Below are 26,412 nucleotides of genomic sequence, written 5' to 3'. Positions count from 1 at the left end.
TATGTCATTAAAGGATTACCTACGTGGAAAGGATTATTTTATTGATCCACCTGAGCTGGAGCCCCTTAAGCCAGAAGATGTTATGAAAAGGCTTAATGAATATAAAATTATTGATGTAAGAACCGGCATTGAATTTCGCAGGGGCCATATAAAAAATGCGGTGCATTACAAATTAGGCCGTGAGGATGATATCATTAAGGATTTTGGCAGGGATGCAAAGATTATCCTTGTATGCAAGACCGGACATAGAAGCAGGGCGGCAGCAAACAGGCTTGCAAGGATGGGCTATAAAAAACTTTACCACCTTGATGGTGGCATGAATACATGGAGAAAGGAAAAATTGCCTGAGGAAAAAGGAAAATAAGCCTATGCAAGCCCAAGCTGTTCCATTTCATTCTTCTGCTTGGATTTCAGCTTTAGGTTGTATCTTGTTATGTATCCGGCAAGCTCATTAAACGTTTTTTTTGTTACGCTGTTCTCAACGAAGTTCTTTAAAACCTCCTTATTGTGCTTAAAGTCCTCGTTAAATACATCCTTATTTTTCTCTATGAGCTCCTCTGCTATCCTTTTTATATTTGATGGTCTTATACTTCCCACGGTTATCACAACCTGATTTTATAAAAATATATAAAGTATTTCAAATTATGGCGGCACCACAGTAACCGGTATATTTGAATGCGCAATAATACCTGAGCTTACAGAACCCAGTATTAATTTGCTTATCCCGTGAAGCTTCCTTGTGCCTGTAATGATTAGATCAACATTGTCCTTCTCTGCCTCCTCTATGATTAATTTTGATATTTCCTCGCCGTTGGAGTTTAATTTGATTAATTCATATTTTACACCCGCTTTATCAAGTTCCTTTGATGCATGTGATAGAATTTCATCGGCTGTTTTATCCTGGCCCTCATACACAGATTCAGGTATATATGAGTCAAAACTGGCACTGATTCCAACTATTGTGGGTATTACATAAACTATTTTATATTCATTTATTGCACACTTCATACTCAATGCATATTTTAGTGCCTCCTTTGCACCCTGCGAATCATCATAAGATACTAAAACCTTCATATGGGTTTATTTTTTAAGTATATATTAATTTATTTATTTTTATGTTAGTATACCATATAAAAATAAATTAAAAATAATTTATATGCCTTAAATAGTTTTAACAGACATTTTTTTGCACTGTAAAATTTCTAAAATAGGTATTTATATTATAAAATAATACCATAAGCAAATTACCATACTTTGAGGTGACATATTGAAGAGAAGTTCAAGAGATTGGAAAAAAAGGGGGCATATGCGCTGGAAATGGAGAAAGAAAAAGATAAGAAGATTGAAGAGGGCAAGACGGGCAAGCAAACAGTAATTTTACCCTTTTATTTTTTAAAATAAAAAATTTTAAAATTGAAAACTTTTAAAATGTAAATAGATATTATTGAACAATTTTTAAGGCATTCAGTGCACTTAGAGGATTTTCCTGGGATACAAGATCGGATATTAAAATACGCTTCTGTTGCATGGAATCTCTGAATCTTACTGTTACGGTATTATCATCCAGCGTCTGAAAATCAATGGTAATACAGTATGGTGTTCCTATTTCATCCTGCCTTGCATACCGTTTTCCTATGGATCCAACATCATCGTATATTATATATTTATCCTTTGGGAATAGATTTGAAAACAATTCTTTGGCCTTTTCCTGAAGTTTCTGCTTTTTAAGCAGCGGGAAAACTGCCATATGAAATGGCGCAACATATTCATTAAGTGCAAGAACGTTATACCCATTGTCCCTTTTATAAAATGACTGTGACATAACTGATAATATTATTCTATCAATTCCGTATGAGGGTTCTATCACATATGGTATTACTTCTTTCTCACCAATTTTTACCGTCATTGACTCACTGGAATTATTACCGTGATTTGTAAGGTCAAAATTAGTCCTGTTGGCGATTCCAACTATTTCAAACCATTCATCGTCTATTAAAGCCTCTGCATCCCAGCTATCCGCAGCATAGTGTGCGCGTTCATCAGGCATATGCTGCCTGAACCTCAGCATTTCATTTTTTATTCCAATTTTATTTAAAAGCCGCTGTGTTTTCAAAACAAAGTATGCCATGGCCTGATTTGGTATTATGCCAGATTCATAGGCCTCCTTTACGGTCCTTTTATATACATCACCGGTATTTGGCAGCAATTTTACAGGAAGATAATCATAAAGTTCACCAAATTCAAGGCTATCAGGATCAAAAAATGATTCTATTTCACACTGGTTAAATTCCTTTAATCTTATCAGGCTCTGCCTTGGTGATATTTCATTTCTGAATCCCTTGCCTGCCTGACCGACAATCATTGGAAGCCTGTTTTTATTATAATTGTAAAGAAGCTTAAAATTTACAAAGATTCCCTGGGCAGTTTCAGGCCTGAGGTACATGTCGTTGGCCCTGAACATTAAATTAAAATCGTAAACTTTCTTAATTATATTTCCGCATACAGGGCATTTAAGGTTGTTTTTTGATGATATTTCATTTGCCTCATCCAGATTTTTTGGCACAGCATTTATCCCATTGTATTTAAGAACTGTTTCCAGCTTGAATTTGGTCTTGCATTTATCACATTCACAGGCAAGGTCAGAAAATCGGTCTATATGGCCTGATGCCTTAAAAACAGGTTCCGGTGTTAAATTTGGAGTGTCTATAAATATTGCGCCATCCTCAAGATAATCCTCACGCCAGAGTTTTATTATATTCTCCTTAAGAAGGACGCCAAGGGGTCCGTAATCATAGAATCCGGAAAAACCACCGTATATGGAAAATGATGGCCAGAAAAAACCCCTTCTCTTGGATAATTCAATTATATCATTATACATATTAATCATTGAATACCTTTAATAATTCAACATCATATAGCATTCCATAAATATCACCGTGGCCTGAAAGAACCGGAACCTGGTTATAGTTCCCCTGAGACATAAGCTTAACAGTTTCCCCTATTGTTGAGCTAAGATAAACCACTACAGGATTCTTTACCATTACATCCCTTACAGGCATATTTGGAACCCTTATGTTTGATTTCTCAATAATATATGTAAATACATTTCTTATACCCTCCCATGACCATGGATCCTCATCATCGGCAATGCCTGCCTCTGATAACACCTCTGTTGATGATAATTTAACCTTGTCAAATATATCCCTGTCAGTAATTAGGCCAACAAATTTTGCCTCTGCATTTAAAACTGGAAATGAGAATATCTGTGATAATTTCATGGCTATAAGTGCAACGCTCAATGGTGATTCCTCCCATATTGGAAATGCATTGTATGTCATTACCTCCTTAACCTTTCTCTCGCCAAACTTTTCCTGTATTATATTTAAAAAATTTTGTGGTGTTAGTATGCCTGTGACCTCATCATTGTCATTGGTAACAACAAGATGTCTTTTACCCTGTATTGTGATTTCCTTAGCAGCCTCTTCAACATAATCATCCTCTTTTACCGTATTTGCCTTCCTCATTACGAGTGCGGTCTGGGTTTCATTTGGGTTATAAAATATATCACGTCTTGTTATAACCCCTGCATATTTTCCATCCCTGCCAACAAGTGGTATACCTGTAACATTATTCTTTATTAATACCCTTATTACATCAGATACTGAACTTGGAACATTATATGTTATTGGATTTCTTGTCATTATTTCCTTTACCCTGTAATTCATAGCGGTATATATTATTATATTAAATAATTTTTATGATTTTAAATAATATATTACATTTAAAATTTGCAATAAAATTAATATACAGATATAATGATTTAAGATAGGATTTTATGGAAATAAACATGGAGGATAATATATCAAAATGGGAAAAGGATGTTATAGACACATCAAAAAATAATAAATTATTATATTTTGATAGCAAATTTTTTTTGAGAATTAAATCCCCAAGCCTCCCTTTTATTTTTGATGACATAGTAAACAAGGATAAAAAGATGTCATTTCACACACATGAGGATGTGGATTCAAGAAAAAAGGATGAAATCATTGTTTCAGGTGGTGAAAAATTAATTAATTCGCTTAAAAATATCTATTATAGGGCCCAGAGTGCATTAAACGAGCACGGTACCATAGCCCTTTATCTATCATTTGGCATCCTGAAATGGCAGGATTCAGATGGTTCTGATGTTGAGACACAGCTATTTTTTGTTCCTGTGGAAATGACAAGAAAAATATACGATGAGTATTATATAGAATCTGTTCAGGGAGATATATTCTTTAATCCAGTACTAAGGGAAAAGCTGGATCAGTTTAATATTAAATTTGACTTTAATTTCGATGAGAATTTAAATATTATGGATGCAATTAAATCCTTTAAGTCAGCAATAAAAGAAACAAAATGGGAGGTAAAAAACAGTGTTTATTTGGGCATTATATCATTTACGAATAACATAATTTATAACGATTTAAAGGCAAACCATGCCCTTATAATGAAAAATGACCTCACAAGGGCACTTGCTGGGGATTTTGATACAGTTAAAAAGTTAAATGCTATGATGCCGGATAATATTGATTATTCCGGGATAATAACTGCCATGGATGCAGATTCCAGCCAGCTAAAGGCCGTATACGCCGCAAGGCATGGGGCAAGTTTTATACTTAATGGCCCGCCGGGTACTGGAAAGAGCCAGACAATAGCAAATATAATTATTGATTCGATAAGCAACGGAAAAAGTGTACTTTTTGTCAGCGAAAAAAAGGCTGCAATAGATGTTGTCAGAAGGCGCCTGGAGGAGAATGGATTTGGCGATTTTCTTCTTGACCTCCATGGAAATATATCCAAGTCAGATGTAATCAAATCATTTTATAAAAGCATTGATTCTGAAAAGAACATACGAAATGAACCAATGCCGGGAGATAGATATACAGGAGTTCTAAATGGATATGTTAATTCACTGCATCAGATAAGGGAGAATTCAGGTATATCAGTATATGACGCTGCCTGCAGAATAATAAAAAGTAAAACAAATGTGCATATTGATATTGATGATAAGGTTTTGAAATATAAATATGACGACATTGAGAACATAAGGTTTCAGTTATCAGAGCTTGCGGATTATTATGATATAATTCGCGATTATTTTAAGGTTCCAGAGGGTTTCAACTTAAACTATTTTAAAAAAAATAAGAATGAATTTTATAAATCAATTGAGGACATTATGGCATCCATTGAATACATAAATAATCACAGAGACCAAATAGAAAAAGATTTTAAAATAAAATTAACAAATATATATAATTATAAGATTTTATTTTTACTTGCCTGTGGCATTAATTATGGCATTAATATAACCCCAGAGGATTTAAACATTGATTATACCAAATTAAACATCAGGCTTAATGAATATTTTTCTAAAAAATATGATTACGATAAAAAATTAGGGGAATTAAAAAAAATTCATGGTGATGGAATTTTGAATACAGACCTGGAAAGGCTGTACAGTTTATTAAAAAATGAATATAAATCTCCATTTAAAAGAATGTCATCATCGTATAAGGAAATTTATGCAAAAATAAGAAATATCTATAATTTTACTGAGAAAAAGGGCTATGGTGAAATTCTGGAATATATTGGCACTGCAAGGGCAATAAAGCTTGAGGGAAATAACATTAAAAAAATCGAATTAGAAATAGGCGACATTAACCATGATAATATAAAGAAGATTGCGTATATATCTAATATTTTAAATAACATTAAGGATAAAAAAATAATAGATGATATCCCTGAAACTTTTAAAATGAAGGATCATGATTTAAATTGTGATATAATCAGGAATTATATATTATTATACAGGGGTATAAGAAACTACAAATTATATTTTGATGATTCAATCAAAATTAATGAATATGATTTAACAAAAATTTACGAAAACATGGGTACCCTGTATAAATTTGACCTTGAAAGATACATAAAATTAGTTGATTTAATGGACAATTTGAACTCGCAGGGCATTAAAATTAATGGCATTCTTGGCACCGAAATACATGACCGTGACATTCTTAACGCATTTAATCACGAGTATTATACTAAGTTCCTAAATTATTATGTAAGAAATGATGAGAACCTTAGAAATTTTAGCTCCAATTCATTCGAACGCCTTATCAAAATGTTCAGGGAATTCGATATAAAGAGAATGGATATATATAAAAAGGGTCTGATTTATTCCCTTTATAAGAGAAAAATTGCGGCAATGGAAAAATATCCAGAGGAGGTTATGGTAATAAAAACAGAGAACGCGAAGAAAAAATTCCAGAAGCCTGTTAAAAAGATATTCGGAGAAATAAGGGATATATTGTTCAGCATTAAGCCATGCTTTATGGCAAGCCCCATAAATGTTAGTTCATACATTGGGGTTAATATAAATTTTGATGTGGTTATATTTGATGAGGCCTCACAGGTAACCCCTTCCGAGGCCGTGGGTTCATTATTCAGATCAGGCCAGGCAATAATTTCCGGGGATACACAGCAGCTTCCACCGACGTCATTTTTCGAAAATGTCAACCAATCCAAATATAACGAAAACTACGTTGTCCTTGACAATATAATGGATCAGTTTGATGCCATTGGTTTGTCAAAATTGTCACTAAAGTGGCATTACAGAAGTGTTGATGACCGTTTAATAGCATTTTCCAACAAATATTTTTATGATAATTCACTTGAAACATTTCCATCTGCATACAAATCATCAGAAAATTCAGGAATAGTTTTTGACTATGTGGAGGGTACATATGGCAGGGGAAAATCAAGAACAAATATTTCAGAGGCAAATGAGGTTGTGAATATAATTAAAAAAGAATATAATTATAACGAGTCAATAGGAATCGTTACATTAAGCGATGCCCAGAGGAGTGCCATAGAGGATGCTGTAACTGAATACTCAAGAAATGATAATGTGCTTGCGGATATGATAAATAATGGAAATCTGTTTATTAAGAATCTTGAGAATGTGCAGGGAGATGAGCGTGATATAATCATTTTCAGCATAGGTTATGGAAGGGATGAAAATGGAAAATTAACAATGAATTTTGGCCCTTTAAATTCTGCCGGTGGTGAAAAAAGGCTTAATGTTGCAATTACCAGGGCAAGAAAAAAAATAATAATAGTATCGTCAATTAAACCAGAAGACATAAAAGTACCGGAAAATGCTGCCGGCAGCGGCCCGGAACTGCTAAGAAGGTACATACATTTTGCGGTAACAGGTGATGGTAATACGGTTAATAAATTCTCAAGCTCTGATGAAATAACAGACGATATCTATGAGGCACTTATAAATTCTGGATTAAAAGTGGACAAAAATGTTGGCTTTTCAAAAAACAATATACCTCTTGGCATAATTGACCCGGCAGATAAAAATCATTACATACTTGGTATAGAAACAGATGGCGACGTTTATTACAGAATGAAAACACCATCTGAAAGGGAAAGAATTAGAAATAATGTGCTTTCAGATCGTGGCTGGAATATTTACAGGGTATGGTCCCTTGATTACATAAAAAATCGGGATGCTGTAATTAGAAATATAATAAATACAGTGAACAGGTTAAGCCAGATAAATGATGAAAGCGCTGGGAGGGAGATTTGAACTCCCGAGCTATTTCAGCACAGGTTTTCCAGACCTGCGCCCTACCAGGCTAGGCTATCCCAGCAACGTATACATAAATACTTTTTTTTATAATATTCTTTCGAATAATGGTATTGTAAGACTCTTCTCAACACCATCCATGGTTCTTAATTTTTCAAGCACAAATGTTGAAAGATCCTTCATTGTTTTCTGTGCTGTTAATATTATTATGTCCCAATCACCGGTAATAATTGATGCTGAAATGACGTTGTCAAGCTTTGCAAGGTTGGCGCATAATGTTCTCTGATCTGTTTTTGACTTTGAATCATACTGTATTAATATGTAGGCAAGAACAGAATACCCGAGCTTCTCATAATCAAGGTCTACAGTGTACTTCCTTATAAAACCTTCCTTCTTAAGGCGCTCCATCCTCTCAAATATTGTTGCCCTGGGCATCTGCAATGCATTTGATATATCTGAAATTTTATCCCTGCCATGTTCCTTTAAATACTCTATAATTTTAGTATCCTTTTTATCAATACTATCCAACATTATACCAAAATGGCAATTCATTATTTAAATTATTTGTTTTAATAACAGAATTTACACTAAAAGCTTTATAAATTGTAATAATATAAAGTTAATATGGAAATAGCATATAAAAGCAATGATTATGTTAAAAAGGAAGTTGAGCTTGCCATGAAGCACCTTGCAGATAAGAAGGTACAGCATGCCATAAAGGTGCAGAGTTTTATCCGGTCCTATGTGACGGATTTTTTAAGATCAAAGGGCTATATAGAAATATCGCCAATTATAATATCACCGCTTACTGACCCACTAAACCATCCTGTATATGACCCAAAGATAAGTGCCTATGGAGGCGATATGTGGATAACAAAAAGCATGATATTCCATAAACAGATAGCAGTTCAGGAATTAAAAAAGATCTTTATAATGTCACCAAACATAAGATTAGAAAAGGAGGAAAAGGCTGAAACAGGCAGGCATCTGTATGAGTTCACACAGATAGATATTGAGGCACTGGAAAAGACAAGGGAGGATATGATGGATCTTGCCGAGGATTTAATAATATATACAATCAAAAGGATAAAGGAGGAGCACCCAGAGGAACTTGAATATTTTGGGCGTGATCTTCCAGATTATCAGAAACCATTCCCAAAAATAACATATGCTGAGGCAGAGGAAAAATATGGAAAGGATTTTGAAAGGATCATTTCAAAGGAATCAAAAACGCCCATATGGCTGATAGATATACCATTAAAGGAAAGGGAATTCTATGATCGTGAGTACCCTGACAAACCAGGAATACTAAGGGATATGGATTTAATATGGCCCGAGGGTTATCAGGAGGCATCATCTGGGGGAGAAAGAGAATATGAGCTTGACAGAATAATAGAAAGAATACATAAAAAGGGGCAGACTGAGGAACAGTTTAAATGGTTCATTGAGCTTGCAAAACACGGAATTAAAATGTCCACGGGATTTGGTATAGGCATAGAAAGATTCACAAGATTTGTGTGCGGATTAGAAAGAATAGAGGACACATCACCATTCCCAAAGATTCCTGGAAAGGTATCATTATAAAATTTTATTTTTTTAAAAAATTTAAATAGCAATTTTTAGATTACCCACCATATGACAACCACAAGTGTGGTTATACCCGCACTTAACGAGAAAAAAAACCTTGAAAGATTAATTCCTGAGCTTAAAAAAAGGAATCTGGATTCTATTTATATAATAGACGATGGCTCTGATGATGGGACTCCAGAAATAAAAAAGAGGTATCCGGATGTGCATTTATTATTCAGGAGTGGCAGGCTTGGCCTTATTAGTGCAGAGCTTGATGGCATGAGGCTTTCTGATTCTGATTATGTTGTTGTCATGGATGCTGATTTATCACACAGGCCTGAGGATATCAATGGCATGATAGATCAGGCAATAAAAACATCGTCTGATCTTGTTATAGGTTCAAGATATACTGAAAATGGTGTCACAGATGATGAATTTATCAGGCAGATTATTAGCAGGTCAGCAAACCTCCTTTTTCATGTTGCGTTTAACATAGATATAAAGGACTGCACATCAGGTTTTAGGGTGTACAGCAGAAGGGCGTGTGAATTTTTGGCCCATCAAATAGATATAGAAAATGGGTATGTAGGCCAGGTGGACATAGTCAACAGGCTTGTAAATAATAACTTCAAAATAACCGAGTATCCTGTAAAATTTGTAAAAAGAACTGAGGGGAAATCAAAATTGAAAATGAGGGAAATCGTAAACTTTTTCCTCTTTGTGATATATAACAGAAAAATAATGAATTATATTTATGGCACAATAATTCTTATAATATTTTTGACGGTTCTATCATATCTTGTTGTCCTGCTGTCATTTCGCATCTAATTTATCAATGCCAAGGCTTGAGGCTATTATTATTGGATCCCATACCGGCCCATATTCAGGCTCATATCCGAGGTCTGCATAGAACATGTCAGAGGCCGAAATTCCTGATGTTATTGCTGCTGCCAGGGTGTTGAGCCTCCATGCCCCATTATCTTTATCTATTATCTGCGCCCCAATAATTTTTTCCGTATTTTTATTTATTATTATCTTTATATAAACATCGCTGCCATTTAAATAGGCTGATCTGCTCTTTCCATGTACCAATATTTTTTCAGCATTTATATTATATTTGGCTGCAGTTCTTTCATTAATGCCGGTATATCCAACCTGCCAGCCAAAGACATTTATTATGGTTGTGCCCAGAGCACCGGGGAATTTACGTGTATCCCTATTTATATTTATCCCTATTGTTCTGCCCATTTTATTTGCAATCTGTGCCAGTGGGAAATGCTGCCTCTCACCGGTTATTATGTTTTTTACGGCAGCAGTGTCACCACCAGCAAATATATCATAATCAGATGTGTGAAGATAATCATCAGTGCTTATTAGGCCATTAACGGTTTTTAATCCAGCCTCCTCTGCCAAGGAAACATCCGGAATTATGCCTGTTGAGGATATCACAATATCTGCATCATGCGTTCCATATTCTGTTTTTACAGTAAATTTATTGTTATTTTTTGTGACCTCAACAGGAACTGAATTAAATTCTATATTTTTATTATTGGCCAAAACAATTTCTTTCAATACATTTCCAATATCTTCATCCAGGTAGGGAAGTATAAACTCATGCTTTGATATAAGCCTTACATTATACCTTTCACTAAGCAGCGAAAACAGCTCTGTGCCAAGAACGCCTGCGCCTATTAATGTAACATCATGTGAGTTTTCAAGCTTCTTTTTAATATTAATTGCCTCATTCATGGATCTTAAAAAATAGGTATCCTTAAGCACATCAGGAATTTTTGGTGATGCCCCTGTGGCAATAACAAGCTTATCATAGCTGTATGCAACTGTTCCTGAAAATACTCTCTTATTTACAGCATCTATCCTGTCTATTTTTGTATTTATAAAAACCCGTATTTTCCTTTTCTCTGTAAATTCCGTTATTGGATAATGTAAAAGTCTTGTAAAATCATCAAAATAGCCCGCAAGATAGTAAGGCATTCCGCATTCGGCATATGAAACAAAATTGGATTTTTCAAAAACTGTTACATTATAGTCCGGATTTTCCCGTTTAATTTTGGATGCTGCAGACATTCCTGCAGCCCCACCACCAATGACAATGACCTCCATTTTTATTTGATTTTAATTTTGTATAAAAATGTTATTAGAAATCGTCGCCATCGTCATCATCGTCATCTTCATCGTCGTCATCATCATCATAAAATTCAACGAATTTGACCATCTTAACACCCCCTTTTCATAAAGTAACATCTATTATTTATAGTTTTTTAAATAATTTATTGCTATATATTTTTCTAAAAAACATAAAAAATATTAATTTAGTTCTGCATCAATATTGTCTCTTGGAGAAAACATCATGGCAATGAAGCCTGCAAGTGAGCTTGCTATTACCAGTATTACTATTCCAAGGACGCTGTTTTTCATTACAGTTGATAAATAGGTTCCAAGGAATGGTCCAAAGGATGATAACGCAACGCCAAGGTTTATTGAAAATGCAATAAAGGAATATCTCACTGAAGAATCACTGTTTTCTGATAAAAAGGCAGGTATAACCGCATATTGGAATGATATTATTAATCCAAGAATTATACCGCTGAATAGAACAAATGGAAGGTATCCACTGTGCAGCAATAATATTACAGGATACGCAAGTATAATCATTATAATAAATATGGATGATATCCATGCCCTTCTTGATCTGACCCTGTCGCTGAGATAACCAGCAATTGGACTGCTGAATAGCCAGACCAGATTTGTAACAAGAACGGCCAGGTCTATTGATGCTGCACTGAGTTTTGTATAAAGCCCAAGATATGTTGGCATGTATGCTATTTCCCCATAGTATATAATTCCGTTTCCAAGTAATAAAAGTGTGCCAACAATAACAAATTTATAGTATTTTTTAAATACATCCACTATTGGAAATTTCACGGTTTTTTCAGCATTAAACACAATTCTTTCCCTTATTTTATATCTTGTTAGAATTGCAATTGCAAGTGGGATGGCACCAAACCAGAACATTATCCTCCAGCCTATTGTGCTGAATGCTGCCCCGGGTGCTATATAAAGTGCTATTTCATTGGCAATTACAGCAAAGATAAGCCCAAGTGCTGCTCCCCCCTGCTGTATCCCTGAAAAAAATCCCCTTAAACCCTGCGGGGAATTCTCATTTACTATGGTCTGGCCACCACCCCACTCACCAGCAAGGAAAAATCCCTGTGACATTCTTAAGGCTATCAATAAAACGGTGGCAAGGACACCAACCTGAGCGTATGTTGGTAAAAATCCCATGGAAACGGTTGCTATTCCCATGCCAAGCAGGGAAACAAGCCATATACTCTTGCGCCCAATTTTATCTCCAAAGTGCCCCAGAAATACCGCCCCTATGGGCCTTGCAAAGTATCCAAGAACAAGAGTTCCTAAAAATAATAAAACAGATGCTATGTAGCTGCTACTTGGAAAGAACAGTGGTGCTATAGTTGTAGTTACATAAAGATAGACAACAAGGTCAAATAATTCAAATCCCCAGCCCAGATTCGCTGAAACTGATATTTTTAATGCGTTGGTAAAATCCTCATTTTTATAGCTTTTAAAAGTAACATTCTTTTCTATCATTAAAAAATTTTAGTAAACAATAATATATAAATATTTTTACTATTTCCCGTAATTAATTTCGTTAATTGACGATTTATATTCAATTAGCTCCCTTTTAACAAGCGCCCTGGCAATTTTTCCGGTATATGTTTCTGGTAAAAAATCAGAAAATTTTATTAACCTCGGATAGGCATAAAGTGCAAGCCTATCCCTTACATATTCCTTTATAATTTTGTCAGGATTTTGAACAGTTTTGTCCTTTAATACTATTATTGCACCTATAATTTTACCCCTTATATCATCGTCTATACCTGCAACTGCAGATTTTTTAACAAATGGAATCTCATCTATTACATTTTCAACCTCTATTGGATTAATTCTGTATCCGGATATCTTTATGATTTCATCGCTCCTATTAACATATTTAATAAATCCATGGTCTGAATATCCAAGGTCCCCTGTCATAATTACATTTTTTATAATTTTTGCATCGGCATTATTATAGCCAATCATTACCACAGGATCTGGAAGCTCTACCCCAATTTCTCCAGTTTCACCCTCATTGCACAGTGTACCGTCAGAATGATAAATATTAACACTGTGACCGGGCACAGGCCTTCCAGTTTTATCCAGATTATTCCATTTGTACATGTTTATTAGCACCATGTTTGCCTCAGTTTGGCCATATGTCTGATTTACCCTAATGCCAAGCCTATCGTGCATGTAATTTATTAATTCAGGTGATATGTATTCACCGCCTGTGAGAATGGACTTAACATTATGATTATATATTTTTCCTGAGGATTTAATCATTCTAATTGCGCTTGGTACCAGAAAAAGGTAATTTATATGAAATAGATTTAAAAAATCGAAAAATTCATCCGGATCAAATTTTTTCCTCTCCCTTATAACAACTGTATTTCCTGTGTATAGTGCAGGCAGCAGGCTGTCAGCAAGACCACCAGCCCATGCCCATTCAGCAGGTGTTGAAAATAAAGAACCCGCATCTGGGAAATCATATCCCATAATCCATGCCGGCATATTCCCTATAACCCACTGATGTGGAAGCATTGCTCCCTTGGGATTTCCGGTGGTACCTGAGGTATAAATTAGCTGTGCTGGATCTGATTTTTTTGTGTTTTCATATGGTTCATTACTGTTTTTGCCGTTAATGCCAAAATCCAGCCCGTCTCCAATTTTGATTATATCTATGCTTTTGAACTTTTCCCTGAATTGTATATTGCTTATGATTGCCCTTGACCCAGAACTGCAAATTCTGTATTTTATTGCCTCGTCTCCAAAAACTGGTGATAATGCCAGTGCTGTGCCGCCCATTTTATAAATTCCCAAAAGAGAGATAACAAAATCAAATGACTGGTCAAGCAAAATTGAGACCACATCACCCTTTGAAATACCTATTTCCCTTAAAAGTTTTGCAACGTAGCCACTTCTTTCCTTTATTTCCCTATATGTCATTCTCTTATTTTTGTCTATTAATGCAACACCGCTGTTTTTTTCTATTTCTTCAGATATATTTAAATGATCTGGAATGTCAAATTTAAAATCTTTATATATCGATTCATAGTCCATGTCTTTGGCATTTTCTTTAAATAGCATATAAATCAAAATATTTCAAATTATTTAAAATTAATTACGGCATTAAACGAAATATATTATTTTATGTGCAAATACCAACTAAGGATATATATAAAAAAGCAATAATGATTTATGACATTTGTTTATCCTGATTATAAAAAAAACAGCATATATAATCTTGCAGTAAAGTTATCGGATTCTTTAGGTGTAAATACACAAAGGGATCCAATTGATATTAACCTTGAAAAGGATAAAACAATTTTGGTTCTAATTGATGGATTCGGCATAAATTATGTTAAAAGATTGAATATTAATATGAATTACAGAAAAATTACAACAGTGTTCCCATCAACAACAGCAAGCGTTATTACAACATTGTTTACAGCAATGATGCCGGGAGAACATGGTGTAATAGGATACACAAATTATACAAATGACATTGGTGTGATAAACCCCATGAGGTTTACATTTAACGGACTTGATACATCTGAAGCATTGCAGCCAATTAGAAATTTTACAGATGAATATGATATAAAACCATACCTAAAAAATACCAATAAAAAATATGCCGTTATAATGCCGGGAAGGCTTGATAAAACAACATTTACCTCCGTAATGATGGAGGGGGATTATTATCAGTATAAGTTCTTCTGGGATTCAATTTACCAGCTGGATAATGCAGCATCCAGGGGTTATGATTTTATATACTATTACATACCATTTATTGATTCACTTGCACATGCCTATGGTACCTATCAGGATTTTGTGCTAAATGCAGCCGATGAAATTATAAACAATGTAAAGAATAGTGTTGAAAAATACAAGGATAATTATAATATAATCATAACAGCGGATCATGGGCATGTACCTGTTTCAGAAAATGTTATTATAAATGACAATAAAGACCTCCTTGAAAGGCTGGATATAATGCCATACGGTGATTCAAGGGCCATGTTTTTAAAAACAAGGCAGGATATTTCAGACCTTATAAAATATGAAAATGTTTCTATTTTTAAATATAATGATATAATTAATAAAAATCTTTTGGGAAATGTAAGTCAAAGGTTTCTGAATAGAGTGGGGGACTATTTACTCCTACCAGAGGATGGGAGGGCTTTAATATATAAGGTTCAGAATAACAGAGATAAACCACTGCTTAAAAGCCATCACGGTGGGCTAACTGAGGATGAACAGTTAGTCCCGCTTATTTATATATAATTTTGCTTGCATTTTTCCGGACCCTGCCCCTATTAGATGACGAATATGAAAAGATTTCGTCATTGCTGTATTTCCAGTATAATGCTACTGATGATACTATCACAGGAATGATCAAAAGGAAAAATGATACAGAATACCCTATTATGCCAACAATATAACCAAAGACGAGGGGAATTATCATAAATAGTATATTATTGTATGCCATGAAATATGAATTTACAGCACTGCGTTCCTCCAGGCTTGAACCTCTAGATATTATTATTGTTGATAATGGGAATACTGATCCATGAGGAATTCCAAGGAGCATCATTACCAGTATAAATGATAAAAAGTTTGGCAAAAATGGGAAGGCTGCAAGTGCGGCCGCCGTTATTATTATTGATATGAGCAATGGTAATTTAATGGAGTTAAATGGACGTACTGTCATAAATGATCTGGTTATGAATGATACTGCAAAGAAATAAATATACGGTGAATAAGCCAGTGCACCTGATATGTGGAATCTGCTTATGGCAAATAGGGTCAGGAAAATGCTGAGTGCAGCAAATGGAACATTATACGTGGTTATGGTTAAAATTGAAATCTTAAGAGACCTATTTTTAAATGCTCTTTTCCTGTTCTCATGTTTGGTCTCAGGGAATTTTATCCATATTGAGGCAATTAGGCCGGCCACTGCTATGGGCACAAAATATAAGAATACCAGTCTGTAATTGTTTGAGGTTATTGACAGTATATAGTCCTCAAATACTGGCCCTATGATTAAACTTAAGCTCAATCCAACTGAATATAGGGATATAAGCCTCTCCCTGGTTTTCTGATCATTTATCAATGATGCTGAGGTAATTAGATTGGGCATCAGCATTCCATATGAAAAACCTGCCAGTGCAGATACAGGCCATATAATTATATAATTTGCAAGGAAATATAATACTAGTAAAACTGTAATTACAATATTTGATATTATAAATAAAAATCTTCTAGGCGATGCAGATAATCTTGGATTTATGTAAAACGTTGCTGAAAATGTAAAGAGGTAAAGCAATGCAGATATAATACCTACAAAGAATTTGGAAAAGCCAAGGTCAATTTTGGATAGCAATGGCAGTGTGGTAATCACCATATTATTTGTTGACCTCATTGCTATTGTCATTACCATTATTATAACTGCCGTAAATAATATACCATTTCTACTATTTTTATTAATCATAATTAATCACGAGATAGTAGTAATTGCATGGCAATACTTAAACTTTATTACTATACTATTGATTTATAAACTATCTATTAGAAAATTACATAAATAATACTATGACCATTAGTTTCATTGATATTTTTATGATTGCAATATTTCACAGCATACAGAAACCGTGGTTTTGTGCAATTAACATGAATTAAAATTTCATAAATGCTGTTAATAATTCTGATAAGTATTGCATCATATAATATAATTAAAAAGAAACCATGAGGCATTTAACAGGATTAGGGATTTTGTACAGTATTTAAGATTTAGGCATCAAATGGATGATAACTTGCAAAGGCGTATGCTAAAATGGTTAACGGAAGGCATAATCTAAAGTTCAGTTAATTATGGTCACAAAAAGATATGTATTTAATATTAAATAATCACACAATTAAATAAACATTAAATAAAAAAGTGCGAGAGCCGGGATTTGAACCCGGGGCATGACCTTGGCAAGGTCGCGTGTTACCAGGCTACACCACACTCGCTTAACATCTAAAATACATTAGACTATAAAAATTTTGCAGTTAATGCCTTTCTAAAAAAATTATTTTTTAAATATCAGGCCACGGCAAGAATAAAATGGGCTATTATTATAGATACAGGTATTGTAATATTATCGTCTGCTATTTTATTGGATATGCTTTCTGCAAATGTGGCAAAAACTGAATAAAATATTGCAGGTACATAAAAAATGAAAAAAACACCGAAGATAAATGATGGAATGCACATTGCAAGAAATCCACCAACTGACTTTTTATTATTATACACGAGCCTTGGGGTTCTCAGCCTCATACCTATTATTGTTGCAAGGGAATCCCCAACCATTATAAGGAATGCCGCCACATAAAGCACCCTGATGGAACCTATAAAACCCATAACAAGCAAAAAACCTGATGCAAGATACATTGAACCAAGGCCAAGCTTTGTGTTTTCCCTTTCCATTCTGTATACAAGATTAGTAATTCTGTAATCCTTATGCAGATACAGTATATTGCCAAAAAGGTATATTAAGAGCACAGAATAAAGGATTATAACCTTTCCAAAATGCCCGAAAAATACAAAAACAAGAATGGTAATTATACCTGTTCCTATCTGGAAATAGTCTCTGTATGATTCTCTTTTAATATCCTTGCCCTTATGCTCCTCATTTTCCAATCCGTACTTTTTCATGTTCTTATCAAGAAACATCGACATAAGCATTGGCACTGATATTGATATCAAAAGCAATTTTAGTGTGGCCATATGGTCCAATGAGGATATTAAAATTAAAATAAAATCTATGGCAAATGGTATATAAAAAAATATTGTGTACAAATATGTTGCAGCTATTAATGAATAAATATATATTGGAAGAAGTACAAAAGATCTTGAAAATAGGAATATAAGAATAATAAAAGGCATGGAAACAAGTAGTTTAATTTTGAATGTTTCTATCTGCTTTAATGATATATATATAATTGTGACAATAAATAATGCCATGGAAATAAAATCTATAATACTCATAAATGGGAAAACAATAAAATGATTTAATATTTTTGCTTGCCATTCATGGTTTATTAATATAATATATAATCTCTGGAGGGTAGTTATCAAACTTAAACCCTGCATCCCCGTACATTTTATATGCAGTGTTTTTTTCATTTACCCAGAGGTACACATACTTATATGATAGTGCCTTTAACCTGTTTAATGCTGAGTATAAAAGGTATTTGCCGTTTCCCTCATTCCTATGCTCCTTCTTTACAAAAATTGAAAGTATGAAGGCACGGTCAAAGCTTATCTGTGAGGAAAGCACCGATCCAATTACCCTTCCCTTGTTTTTTATTATTAGGGATGCATCATATAATATCTTTCCATATTCTCCATTAAATAAGGAATTTACAGATTCTATTCTATCCTGCCTGATGCTGCTGAACAGAAAGGCATCAGATGAATATCTGAATGCATCATATTCAGCATCTGCATAAATTTCAGATGATATATCCCTTGGGTTTCCTGTTTCGTATTTTGTACTAATTTCATTATATTTATAATCATCCAGATTTAAGACCATTCTTTTTCTCACTGCCTTCTTAAAGCCGATTGACTCAAGGTATTTTTCTGAAATTTCATTTTCATTAAATATTGGATTTAGCATAATCTTTTTTCTCGAATTTTTACCGGCCTCAAGAATCCAGTCAAAAAATACCTTTAATCTCTCATTGTTTATGTATTTCTGGTTCAGGAATCCAATATCAGCATAAATCCTATCATGCTTTTCTACAGAATCCATAATATACCCATAGGCAATTAAATCGTTTTTATTGACCATTATTTTTGATTTTATCTTATTTTCCATCAGGTCTGAAATTATGCCCTGATAATTTGATTTAACATCTATATCAGGATATTTTTTTTGCAGGTATTCTATCTCCTTTTTAAGTATTAAATCCCATCTGATCTTATAGCTTTCAGGACTCATTTAATACTTCATTTATTTTATCTATATTTTCTTTGTCCTTTATTATAAGGAAACTTGCCTTTCTAATTCTGTTCATTAGGCCAAAGCCAATCCCTTTTTCAGGAAATGCCTGAATAACACCATATTTTTTATCACTCTGGTCAAGTATTCTGAAGTCATAAAACAGGTTATGTGCAGCCTCCACAGCATTTTTTCCGAGAACAATTTTATCAAATTTTGCATATTTTGCATTGTCCGCTGAACATAAAACCAGGAATTCCCTGGATCTGTGTGATGATATAAACTCCCTGAATTCTTCTTCATTTTCAATAAGGAATAATTTCTTTGAGGGGGCATAGTGCCGGTATTTCATGCCCGGTGTAAGCGCAATGCTGGATTCCTTATAACCCTCGGCAACAGGGCTTATATATATCTGGCCAAATACCGCCTCAATATCCTCAACGGAATACGCACCAGGGCGTAGAAGACTGTATGGTTTTTTTGTGACATCAAGTATGGTGGATTCCACACCAAATTTTACCCTGCCCGCGTCTATGATTGCATCCACCCTGCCATCAAGTTCCTTTATTGCATCTTTTGAATCAACTATTGATGGCTTTGTTGCTATATTTGCACTGGGTGCGGCAACAGGCACACCTGCAGCCTCTATTAAATCGAGCGCGATTTTATTGTCCGGAAACCTTACACATACTGTATCCATTCCAGATGTGACGATATCCGGTATTACATCCTTTTTCTTTAACAACAATGTTAATGGGGATGGCCAGATTTTTTTCATTTTTTCTTCAATATCTTTATCAATATAGCATACATTATTTACCATTTCAAAATTTGAAACCGTTACAATTAATGGATTATCTGCAGGCCTTTTTTTGGCCTCAAAAATCTTTTTGCATGCATCTTCTGAATATGCGTTTGCACCCAGCCCGTAAACGGTCTCTGTCGGAAAAACAACAGTGCCCCCATTTTTTATTATTTCTGCAGCCCTTTTTATTGATTCATAATATTTATTATCTGAAATATTTAAAATTTCTGTCATTTTATGCTATATTACATTATTTTATTAATACATTATTGACTTAAGAGTATTATATTAATAAATCTAGTTTTTATTAAAAAAATTTAATTTTATATAAATTTTGAATATCATTACCCGCCATGCCGGGCCAATGTGGGCTGAATTATGCCAGTGGCATTAAAACTTTCTGATTCATTGAAAATAGTCTTTAATTCGGACAGTTATGTTATGGTTTTTATTAACCATGCTAAGAAACACCTTTGGATGTTGCCATACATTTGTCGCTATATAGCATAAGGTGATTATAAGCACCATCCATAAACAATGTATATAGATTTAATTAAAGTTATTTGTCTTTAACTTCTGTTACTTCTGTTATAAAAATATATAATTATAATAATTAAAGACATAATAGCAACTGTTCCTGATATTATTATAGATTTTGTTACAAATGTTATTAATCCGATAATAATACCCACACTAATGGCTGATATGAAAAACTCTTTTTTGTTATTTTCTTTTATATATATATATTAATTTTTATGATTTATTATCCTATTTTTTTCATAAAAATATGAATATACAATAAGGATAATTATAGCAAAAGATAAAAAAGTGGCAATTTTATAAATAATATTTACCGTAAAATTTGGTATATATAATAATGCTAATTGTATTATTTCGGCTATTAATAATAATATAATGCTTTTTTTTAAACTAGCTAGCTTTTTATTTATATTTATATCCATTTTACCACCCACATGCTGTTGCAACTCCATACATACCAAATGTGGAATATGCAAACCATGATAGTAACCAAATAACTGCAGGTGTTCCAATTCCATCTATATCTAAAGTTATGCCTGCTGCGGCTCCTATTGTAAGAAGACCTACGAAAACAAAACCAATTATTGATATAATGCAGTTCCAGTTATCGTCTATTGCTATTCCTATTGTTTTATCTATTTCAATATTTTTAATATTATTATTTGTTAATTTTAACATATTATTCATTGCCAATGCAATATATGAATATTCTATTCCGAATTTATTTAGTGTATTGTTATTTGAATTCATATAAGTAAATGAAATTAATTCCATACTGTTTATTAAGTTTTTCATTTCATTATTATATGTTGATTTATAATTCAATGTAAATTCATTTCCCAATAATATTTTTGATGAATTTATTGGCACAATATTTGCATATATGTATGAAATCTTTGGTTCTGCTTAATAATCACCATTTAAAATCGATTTTATGACTTCTAATAAATTCTGATGATTATAAATTTAATATAAGGGTATCAATGGAATTAACTAGAACACTATAATATTTATATTAAAAAATAATACTGTATGTAAGGGAGCATGGGGTAATCAGGTATCCTAGAGGGCTCCAGTCAGTTTGTGATTAGCTAAAGGTCATCTGATTAAATGATGAATGACTGGAACGATGAAACATGGAAGAGACCCTTAGATCTGGGTTCAAATCCCAGTGCTCCCACATATTTTATTATATTTTCCATGCATAAAGCTCAAATTTAAAGCATATTCTTAGTATTATGGAATTTTTATATAATTATTAAAACCAAAATACCTGTTAAGTGAGATACTTATATTTTGGCATCTCCGTTATAAATTATTTATTGCCCCAATAAATCATAAAATATAGGTTTATCATTATATAAATATACCTGTATTTTAAATTATTTAAATTTTAATCCATGTAAATTATTTATCTTTATAATATGTTAAATTTATATTATATCTAATGGAAAATTTTATATGTATTTTTATGTTATTATAATATGGTAAAAATATTAATTCTAACAGGAGATGCAGGAGAATCTCTGGAGGTAATGTATCCACTACAGAGAATGAGGGAGGAGGGCTATGACGTTGATGTTGCCGCACCTGAAAAAAAGAAGATACAGCTTGTGGTTCATGATTTCGAGGATGGATTCGACACATATACAGAAAAATTGGGATATAAGCTTCAGGCAGATCTGGCATTTAGGGATGTAAATCCTTCAGAATACGATGCCTTAATTATCCCAGGGGGCAGGGCACCTGAATATATAAGAAATGACCCTGATTTTAAAAGAATAGTTAAGTACTTTTTTGAAAAAAATGAACCGGTGGCAGAGCTATGCCATGCACCGCTGGGATTGGCTGCTGCGGGTGTTTTGAAGGGAAGGAAAACTGCAGCATATCCGGCACTTGCACCTGATGTTGAAATTGCAGGGGGCACATTTGTGGATGGCGCAGCCGTCATCGATGGAAATCTAATATCGGCAAGGGCCTGGCCAGATCATCCACAGTGGATGCGTGAATTTATAAAATTGTTAAAATCAAGATATGAAAAATAAAATATTTTTTTAAATCCATAATATTAAAGGTAATCCGGGCCAATTGGAGTAATCCTTACCCTACTTCCGGTATTAAGTTCTATTGCCCTTGCAAGGGCTGATGGCGTGCCTATAGTTGGGGATTCCCCCAGACCTTTGGCATGGCTTGGTACATCGGATGGATTCTCGGCTATATGTATATGAAACTTATCCGGTATATCATCTGCCTTTAACAGCCCCGCCAGTGATATGCTGTTTGTAATCAGCTGGCCATCGTCTGAATATTTTATGCCCTCTGATAATACCTGGCCAATGCCCTCAAGGGCGCCACCCTGAATCTGACCAATAACATTTCCCATATCCAGAACATTGCCAAGATCGTAATAACAGTACCAGCCGGTTACATCAACCCTGCGGTTTAAAACCCTTGCAGTGATCATATTTGCATTTAATGAATTAAGTGAAAAATCGGCAGAGAAGAAATCCTCTGCATCAAAGTGATTATTGAGTAATTTGTCCGGTGCGTATTCTCCAAATTTGGATTTTACCTGTTCCCTTATCTTCTTGCATGCATTTACAAGAGCCGAACCACCCACTATGGCGGACCTGCTTCCCCATGCACCAACACCCTCATCAAGCTCCTTTGTATCACCATTTTCAAGTGTAACCAGAGATTCATCAACATTAAGATATTCCTTTATTATATTCCTTGCCCATGCCTCATGACCCTGCCCATGTGTATCACCACCGAGATAAACCTTTATATGTCCATCTCCTGAAACTATTCTGGCACTTTCTCCGGGCCTTGTTGATGGAATTAAAACAAAGAATGATAGTCCTGTTTTTTCATTCTTTGATATTTCATAATAATTCATGGTTTTAAGGGCTTTTTCAAGGAATGGCCTGGATGCATCCATGACCTGAAGCCCGGTTGGTGATGTAAACGGTACATCGGATGCATTTATTAACCTTACATCTGCAGGGTCCTTTCCAATTCTATCTGCAAGCAGGTCAATCATCCTCTCCATAATAAATGATGCCTCCGGCCTGCCAGCACCCCTGTATGGGCCCATTGGGGATTTATTTGTTATTACCGATGCGGCCTCAACATAAACATTTTTTATTAAATACGGCCCGGTTATCTGATACCCTATAAAATAGGGTGCAAAAGAACCCGTACCAGCATCATATGCGCCTGCATCAACATAAAGTTTAACCTGAATGCCGGTGATTTTACCATTATTTTTTGCATATATTTTTGCCCATGATTTTACACCTCTGCCCGCATATGCCGCCATGAGGTATTCAGATCTTGTTTCTATCCATTTTACCGGCTTTTTATATTTCATTGAAGCATATGCCGCAATTAAATATTCGGGATAATAACCGCCCTTGGAACCGAAGGCACCGCCGGTATCAGCCTGAATCACCCTAATTTTATCCCTATCAAGGCCAAGTGTGGATGCCAGACCATTCTTTATTGAATGTACAGACTGCGTTGAGGCATAGAATGTTAAAAAACCATCCCGATAATCTGCAATGCATCCCCTTGTTTCTATGGAATTGCCAAGGATTCTTTCATTAAAAAATTCATCCTCCAGGGAGATATCATAATCTATATCCTTTTCGTCAAATTTTGTGCCAAGTGTATACGATGCCAAAATATTGCTGGATGCACCGTTATGAACAGGATCACTTTTAAGTGATTTATCAATGGATGATACTGCCTGCATTGGTTCGAAATCGACGTTTACTTCAGAGAGTTTATCCTCACTATCATATTTATTTTTCCCAAAAACAGCAGCTATGGGCTGACCAACATAGTTTACATAATCAATCGCAAGTACCGGTTCCCGATATAATTTTAAATCCTCTCTTCCTCCAGAAAGATCAGCCATCTCTCCCACTGCAGCCTTATAGTATGCCCTGAGTTCATGTGAATTTAATCCACCATCTATATTCTTTAACCTTGCCCTTGCATATGGGCTTCGATAAATACTCATATAAAGCATGTCCAGCAGATTTATATCATCTATATACCTTCCACGTCCGTTAACCAAAAACGCCTTTTTTCCAGAATACATATGGGTCAATAACATGAAGCATTTAAAAAAGATTTCGAATATACAATTAATTAATAAATAATTTATATCAATATTCTTTTTTGCATAAAATTAATTATGTTTATTCTTTATAATGGTTTATCCATGAAAAAATATTTCATATCAATAGATGAGGGAACAACATCAACAAGGTCAGTAATATTCAATGATGATGGAAAAATTGTGGGAATTGAATCTGAGAGAATTAATCTATATTATCCGGGCAATGGCCTTGTTGAGTTTAATCCACTTGAAATTTATAATGCAGTTTTAAGAACATTAAAAAAATCAATGGAAAATGCAGGAATAGATTCCAGCCAAATATGCTCAATTGGAATTACGAACCAGCGTGAGAGCATTATAATATGGAATAAACGTACAGGAATCCCTGTTTATAATGGCATATCATGGCAGGATAAAAGGAAAATGGATATTCCAGATTTTAATAATTATAAAAAATTGATAAGAAGAAGAACAGGGCTTGTTGCAAATCCATATTTCAGTGCAATGAAAATTAAATGGGTGCTAAATAATGTTAAAGATGAATTAGGCACGGTTAAAAATGGGGACTTGCTTGCCGGAACCATGGATTCATGGATACTATGGAAACTTACAAATGGGGCCGTGCATGCAACTGACCACACAAATGCATCCAGAACCATGCTATTTAATATTTCAAAACTTTCATGGGATGATGATTTACTTGAAATATTTAAAATACCCAGAGATATTTTGCCTGAGGTACATTCATCCACGCATAATTTTGGATATGCAAAAATAAATGGAAATAGCATTCCTGTAATGGCCATGGCAGGCGATCAGAGTGCATCCATGGTGGGCCAGAACGCACTTTCCAACGGAAACGTAAAGAATACTTATGGAACCGGGTCATTTATAATGGCAAACACCGGCAAAAGGATTCTAAATGCCCATGGCCTTATATCCACAGTGGCATATTCACTTAATGATGGGTGTGCATATTATGCGCTTGAGGGAAGCATATTCAACTCGGGATCGGCATTTGAATGGGCACTAAAGGCATTAAATGGAAAAAATACAGGGTATAATCTGGATAATAAAAATGATGTTTACTTTGTTCCGGCATTTTCTGGCCTTGGGTCACCCTACTGGAATGATGGTGCCCGTGGCATGTTTATAGGCATAACAAGAAATACCGGAAATAAAGAGCTTATTTCAGCGGTTATCAAATCTATTGCATTCCAGGTGGAGGATGTTATTAGAATTATAAGAAAAAAGTTGGGTATAATTGATTTGAGATGTGATGGTGGGTCCAGCAGAAATGATGAACTTATGCGCTTCCAGGCGAGGCTATCCGGAATTAATGTATTAAGGTCAGAAAATCCTGAAAACACTGCTGCAGGTATTTTTTACCTGAATGCGGTATCCTCTGGTATTATGAAAATTGATGATATAAAGCATCTATGGAAATTTGACAGAATATTTAAGCCTGATCTGAATCCCGATTCATATATAAATGATTATTTAATTTGGAGAAGGGCTGTTAGGAGATCATTGAACTGGATAAGATGATAAAAATGTTAAAATTAAATTTAATCATTTATTCAATAATCTTTATGTAACA

At 34.2% G+C, this 26,412-nt stretch carries 22 protein-coding genes and 3 tRNA genes; 9 read left to right on the top strand and 16 right to left on the bottom strand.

Annotated elements, in window-relative coordinates; genetic code table 11:
* The first annotated feature begins 1 nt into the window (after position 1).
* Positions 2–364: a rhodanese-like domain-containing protein gene (locus QXW15_RS02925; protein WP_048102568.1), complete on the top strand. Its 363-nt coding sequence runs from the start codon at positions 2–4 to the stop codon at positions 362–364.
* A 2-nt stretch (positions 365–366) separates the two neighbouring features.
* On the opposite strand, the gene QXW15_RS02920 is transcribed toward QXW15_RS02925, so the two are convergent.
* Complete coding sequence (locus QXW15_RS02920) at positions 367–597, bottom strand: 30S ribosomal protein S17e (RefSeq protein WP_048102595.1); 231 nt, start codon at positions 595–597, stop codon at positions 367–369.
* A gap of 45 nt (positions 598–642) precedes the next feature.
* Positions 643–1,074: a universal stress protein gene (locus QXW15_RS02915; RefSeq protein WP_048102569.1), complete on the bottom strand. Its 432-nt coding sequence runs from the start codon at positions 1,072–1,074 to the stop codon at positions 643–645.
* 193 nt (positions 1,075–1,267) lie between these two features.
* Between QXW15_RS02915 and QXW15_RS02910 the strand changes: the two genes are divergently transcribed.
* Positions 1,268–1,375 (top strand): 50S ribosomal protein L41e, encoded by a 108-nt coding sequence (locus QXW15_RS02910; protein ID WP_082180503.1) that lies wholly within the window; start codon positions 1,268–1,270, stop codon positions 1,373–1,375.
* A gap of 66 nt (positions 1,376–1,441) precedes the next feature.
* Here the strand turns inward: QXW15_RS02910 and QXW15_RS02905 are convergent, their stop codons facing one another.
* Together QXW15_RS02905 and QXW15_RS02900 are read right to left on the bottom strand one after the other, a co-directional pair.
* Positions 1,442–2,878, bottom strand: coding sequence for a glycine--tRNA ligase (locus QXW15_RS02905; RefSeq protein WP_342789935.1), 1,437 nt, complete (start codon positions 2,876–2,878; stop codon positions 1,442–1,444).
* A gap of 1 nt (position 2,879) precedes the next feature.
* On the bottom strand, positions 2,880–3,725 hold the full coding sequence (locus QXW15_RS02900; protein WP_048102572.1) for a CBS domain-containing protein: 846 nt from the start codon (positions 3,723–3,725) through the stop codon (positions 2,880–2,882).
* A 110-nt stretch (positions 3,726–3,835) separates the two neighbouring features.
* Between QXW15_RS02900 and QXW15_RS02895 the strand changes: the two genes are divergently transcribed.
* Positions 3,836–7,645 (top strand): AAA domain-containing protein, encoded by a 3,810-nt coding sequence (locus QXW15_RS02895; protein ID WP_342789934.1) that lies wholly within the window; start codon positions 3,836–3,838, stop codon positions 7,643–7,645.
* Here QXW15_RS02895 and QXW15_RS02890 read toward each other — a convergent pair.
* Both QXW15_RS02890 and QXW15_RS02885 read right to left on the bottom strand, forming a co-directional pair.
* Positions 7,627–7,709, bottom strand: a tRNA-Ser gene (locus QXW15_RS02890). The two genes, QXW15_RS02895 and QXW15_RS02890, sit on opposite strands and share 19 nt — an antisense overlap.
* A 23-nt stretch (positions 7,710–7,732) precedes the next feature.
* Positions 7,733–8,176 carry an Lrp/AsnC family transcriptional regulator gene (locus tag QXW15_RS02885; RefSeq protein ID WP_342789933.1) on the bottom strand — a complete coding sequence of 148 codons (444 nt, stop codon included), beginning with the start codon at positions 8,174–8,176 and terminating at the stop codon, positions 7,733–7,735.
* Positions 8,177–8,269: 93 nt separating this feature from the next.
* Between QXW15_RS02885 and QXW15_RS02880 the strand changes: the two genes are divergently transcribed.
* Together QXW15_RS02880 and QXW15_RS02875 are read left to right on the top strand one after the other, a co-directional pair.
* A complete protein-coding gene (locus QXW15_RS02880; protein ID WP_052656893.1) occupies positions 8,270–9,229 on the top strand; it encodes an asparagine synthetase A in 960 nt (319 codons plus the stop codon).
* A gap of 51 nt (positions 9,230–9,280) precedes the next feature.
* Entirely contained in the window at positions 9,281–10,042 is a 762-nt protein-coding gene (locus QXW15_RS02875) for a polyprenol monophosphomannose synthase (RefSeq protein WP_287960172.1), read from the top strand.
* Here the strand turns inward: QXW15_RS02875 and QXW15_RS02870 are convergent.
* The 3 genes from QXW15_RS02870 to QXW15_RS02860 form a co-directional block, all read right to left on the bottom strand.
* On the bottom strand, positions 10,028–11,335 hold the full coding sequence (locus tag QXW15_RS02870; RefSeq protein ID WP_342789932.1) for an FAD-dependent oxidoreductase: 1,308 nt from the start codon (positions 11,333–11,335) through the stop codon (positions 10,028–10,030). The two genes, QXW15_RS02875 and QXW15_RS02870, sit on opposite strands and share 15 nt — an antisense overlap.
* A 204-nt stretch (positions 11,336–11,539) precedes the next feature.
* Complete coding sequence (locus QXW15_RS02865) at positions 11,540–12,841, bottom strand: MFS transporter (RefSeq protein WP_287954532.1); 1,302 nt, start codon at positions 12,839–12,841, stop codon at positions 11,540–11,542.
* Positions 12,842–12,880: 39 nt separating this feature from the next.
* On the bottom strand, positions 12,881–14,437 hold the full coding sequence (locus tag QXW15_RS02860; protein ID WP_342789930.1) for an AMP-binding protein: 1,557 nt from the start codon (positions 14,435–14,437) through the stop codon (positions 12,881–12,883).
* 111 nt (positions 14,438–14,548) lie between these two features.
* On the opposite strand from QXW15_RS02860, the gene QXW15_RS02855 reads away from it, so the two are divergent.
* Entirely contained in the window at positions 14,549–15,634 is a 1,086-nt protein-coding gene (locus tag QXW15_RS02855; protein WP_055040951.1) for an alkaline phosphatase family protein, read from the top strand.
* Here the strand turns inward: QXW15_RS02855 and QXW15_RS02850 are convergent.
* The 6 genes from QXW15_RS02850 to QXW15_RS02825 all read right to left on the bottom strand — a co-directional run bounded on the left by QXW15_RS02850 (position 15,621) and on the right by QXW15_RS02825 (position 21,433).
* Positions 15,621–16,841 (bottom strand): MFS transporter, encoded by a 1,221-nt coding sequence (locus tag QXW15_RS02850; protein ID WP_342789929.1) that lies wholly within the window; start codon positions 16,839–16,841, stop codon positions 15,621–15,623. The genes QXW15_RS02855 and QXW15_RS02850 overlap by 14 nt on opposite strands.
* A 448-nt stretch (positions 16,842–17,289) precedes the next feature.
* Positions 17,290–17,362: transfer RNA gene (locus QXW15_RS02845), tRNA-Gly, on the bottom strand.
* 73 nt (positions 17,363–17,435) lie between these two features.
* Positions 17,436–18,380: a hypothetical protein gene (locus QXW15_RS02840; RefSeq protein WP_342789928.1), complete on the bottom strand. Its 945-nt coding sequence runs from the start codon at positions 18,378–18,380 to the stop codon at positions 17,436–17,438.
* A gap of 43 nt (positions 18,381–18,423) precedes the next feature.
* Positions 18,424–19,338: a GNAT family N-acetyltransferase gene (locus tag QXW15_RS02835; RefSeq protein ID WP_055032430.1), complete on the bottom strand. Its 915-nt coding sequence runs from the start codon at positions 19,336–19,338 to the stop codon at positions 18,424–18,426.
* A complete protein-coding gene (locus tag QXW15_RS02830; protein ID WP_342789927.1) occupies positions 19,328–20,377 on the bottom strand; it encodes an L-threonylcarbamoyladenylate synthase in 1,050 nt (349 codons plus the stop codon). The genes QXW15_RS02835 and QXW15_RS02830 overlap by 11 nt, the downstream gene beginning before the upstream one ends.
* Before the next feature lie 729 nt (positions 20,378–21,106).
* Positions 21,107–21,433: a hypothetical protein gene (locus QXW15_RS02825; RefSeq protein ID WP_342789925.1), complete on the bottom strand. Its 327-nt coding sequence runs from the start codon at positions 21,431–21,433 to the stop codon at positions 21,107–21,109.
* Between the two features lie 288 nt (positions 21,434–21,721).
* Here QXW15_RS02825 and QXW15_RS02820 point away from each other — a divergent pair.
* Both QXW15_RS02820 and QXW15_RS02815 read left to right on the top strand, forming a co-directional pair.
* A tRNA-Trp gene (locus QXW15_RS02820) sits at positions 21,722–21,863 on the top strand.
* 304 nt (positions 21,864–22,167) lie between these two features.
* Positions 22,168–22,728, top strand: coding sequence for a DJ-1/PfpI family protein (locus QXW15_RS02815; protein WP_048101004.1), 561 nt, complete (start codon positions 22,168–22,170; stop codon positions 22,726–22,728).
* A 23-nt stretch (positions 22,729–22,751) separates the two neighbouring features.
* Here the strand turns inward: QXW15_RS02815 and QXW15_RS02810 are convergent, their stop codons facing one another.
* Complete coding sequence (locus QXW15_RS02810) at positions 22,752–24,791, bottom strand: xanthine dehydrogenase family protein molybdopterin-binding subunit (RefSeq protein WP_342789923.1); 2,040 nt, start codon at positions 24,789–24,791, stop codon at positions 22,752–22,754.
* A 96-nt stretch (positions 24,792–24,887) separates the two neighbouring features.
* Here QXW15_RS02810 and QXW15_RS02805 point away from each other — a divergent pair, with 96 nt between their 5' ends.
* Entirely contained in the window at positions 24,888–26,360 is a 1,473-nt protein-coding gene (locus QXW15_RS02805) for a glycerol kinase GlpK (protein WP_342789922.1), read from the top strand.
* Positions 26,361–26,412 lie beyond the last annotated feature (52 nt).

Source organism: Acidiplasma sp. (assembly GCF_038728925.1).
Taxonomy (GTDB): Archaea; Thermoplasmatota; Thermoplasmata; order Thermoplasmatales; family Thermoplasmataceae; genus Acidiplasma; species Acidiplasma aeolicum.
Note: the sequence above shows the minus strand (reverse complement) of the source record. Positions and strands in the feature narration are given on the sequence as shown.